The organism is Bifidobacterium sp. UBA6881 (genome assembly GCA_002451435.1).
Classification (GTDB): domain Bacteria; phylum Actinomycetota; class Actinomycetes; order Actinomycetales; family Bifidobacteriaceae; genus Bifidobacterium.
The window spans coordinates 3,267-5,496 of record DKCF01000039.1; the positions used below are offsets into that span (position 1 = coordinate 3,267).

Sequence of the window (2,230 nt, forward strand, 5' to 3'; positions counted from 1 at the left end):
CCTCGTCTTGATTACCCGAAGATGGGTTGGCAGTGGCATCCTGGGATTCCGTTTTGCCAGAGGAATCATCGTCCGCCGGATATGAGTGGTATCGCACAACGATTTTCACCGACGGCGAAAAACGATCGGACGTGCTGTAATCGACATCTCCGCCTACCGATACCTCTTTGACTTCGCCTTCTTTATGGAGGAAACCAGTGATCAAATCACCAAGTCCTTCCGTTTTGACGTTGGTGAATCCGGCGGATTTGAGTCTGTCGACCACATCTTTGTAATTGTCGTCTTCAAAAGAATCGGAGGATTCCGGTACGGATATTTTCCCGTCATGCGGCGTGGACCCGCTCCCGCCGCATGACCCGATTGCACAGGCGAAGACGATAAGCAGAACAAACAGAATGGCACCCACGACGAATTTCGGAGCCAGACTCATTCCTCTGGTCCGCTGCGCGATGCCCGAGGAAGTCATGGTACGCGGCGCCCCAAGCCTCTCCCGCGCGCCATCAAGGGTCTTCCTCAGGTCTGATCCCGGTCCTGATTCCGGCCGAATCTTCGATTCGGACGAACGCTGAATCTTCGCCATATTTATCTGCGCCTGGTAGTCATGAATGAAATTATCGATTTGCCTCTGGGCAAGGTCCCCATCCGACGCGTCCGAAACGATCTCAACTTCGCATCCGTCACCCAACGCGGAAATCGAAGCGACGCATTCAACTCCGTCGAAGGAGCTGAACGATACCGTTCTCTTCGCATCATCCCATTGACTCATCATGAATGTCGCACTGCAGGAAAGCAGGTTTTTCAATGCCACGTATGCGTCAGCCACCGATGCATCCACCTGTATCGAACGATGTATCGTTCCCGCCGGCCCCGGCTTCACATTGTCGTCGTCAGTCATGTTCTTCTCCCTTGATGCGTTTAACGAAAACGACTGTGCTGTAGGCCATTATCGCTGTTCCCCTCCAGCCGAAATTCAGTTGGCACCGGAATTCCCAGGCTCCGTGCGGAGCGCATGGTTTGATCCCCCGCGGGAAAAGAATCGAGAGCGCCATGGGAGAGCGCGAAGGTGCCTCGTCTCAGGCCGAAAGATAACCGTCCTCAAGATCGACGGGAGCGTTGGCTTGTTCCACGGCTTCCACAGTGGAGCGCGTGGTCCGTTCGATGACGTCATCGTATCCGGTCAACGCGGCGAACGGCATGAACTGCGCCGCGCGGTTGCGCATGCCCATATGGGCATGTTTGCGCGACTGGTGATGCGGCATATCGATGATGTCGTCATAATCGTGTGTTCGGGTAAGCGCCATATGTCATCCCCCAATCAATCATCCTCATTGCCCTCGTCACCGCGCCGACATTCATTGTCGTCTTGCCGACACCGTTCGTTTCCGGCACATACCACGGCTCACGCGGCATGGCCTCCGATCTGCTGGTTGCGCTGGCGTCCGGTGGCGCCATCGAACAGATTCATGCCTTTGATGACGGCGTTCTTTCCGAATTTGCGTTTGATCTCGATCAGCGCCTGCTGTACGTGCCCTTCGGACTCTCCGTCAATAACATGCCCGGCTTCGCGCTCGGCTCCGCGGCCAGGAATCCGGACGCTACCCGCACAGCCAGTACCGACCGCGACGGCTCCAGCGGAATCGTTGCGGTCGTCATCCAGTTGGGAGAACAAGTCCGGCTGCGTATATGCATTGCCGCCTGATTCGCCGTCGCCGGAGCATTCGGTCGTCCGCAGATCCTCCGCGACCACGTTCAGCCGCCGTACCAGCAGGCGTTTGTCGACGATTCTGCCGAACAGTTCGTCCACGGCATCGCAGATGCGGCTGGTTGACGCCGTGGGTTTCTCCAAGGCAATCGATCCGCTGGCTGGCTTGGGCACCCGCCGGCCGTACCTGTCCACGGAAACCGGCCCGTCGTAATGAGCCGCCGCGTTTTCCGCGAGTGTGCGCAACAGCGGCGTCTCGCAATCCTCCAGCCGTTTCGGATCGAGGCTGGCCGTATCGTAGCCGACCATCAGCCCCATACGTCCGGCCTTCAAGCCCTTGCCCACCAAATCGAGCGACAGCGTATCCGCCATTTCACGGACGATCAGACGCGCCGTACCGGCATCGACCGCGCCGGTGAGCACCTGCCCGGAGCTCATGCTGTGCCCCGCCGGCCTGTACGCCTTGATATCGGCGATGGTGCACGGCTCCCATCCCCATGCGTGGTCTATGAGCAGTTCGGCGTTCAC

General features: G+C 58.3%; 1 protein-coding gene and 2 pseudogenes. All 3 read right to left on the minus strand.

The features are described 5' to 3' along the window. Nucleotides 1-895: pseudogene (locus tag B3C64_RS03275) on the minus strand (hypothetical protein); the annotation flags it as partial. A gap of 178 nt (nucleotides 896-1,073) precedes the next feature. Then, a complete protein-coding gene (locus tag B3C64_RS03280) occupies nucleotides 1,074-1,301 on the minus strand; it encodes a hypothetical protein (protein ID WP_291533698.1) in 228 nt (75 codons plus the stop codon). Between the two features lie 98 nt (nucleotides 1,302-1,399). Beyond that, nucleotides 1,400-2,230, minus strand: a pseudogene (locus B3C64_RS03285) (type VI secretion protein ImpB); the annotation flags it as partial.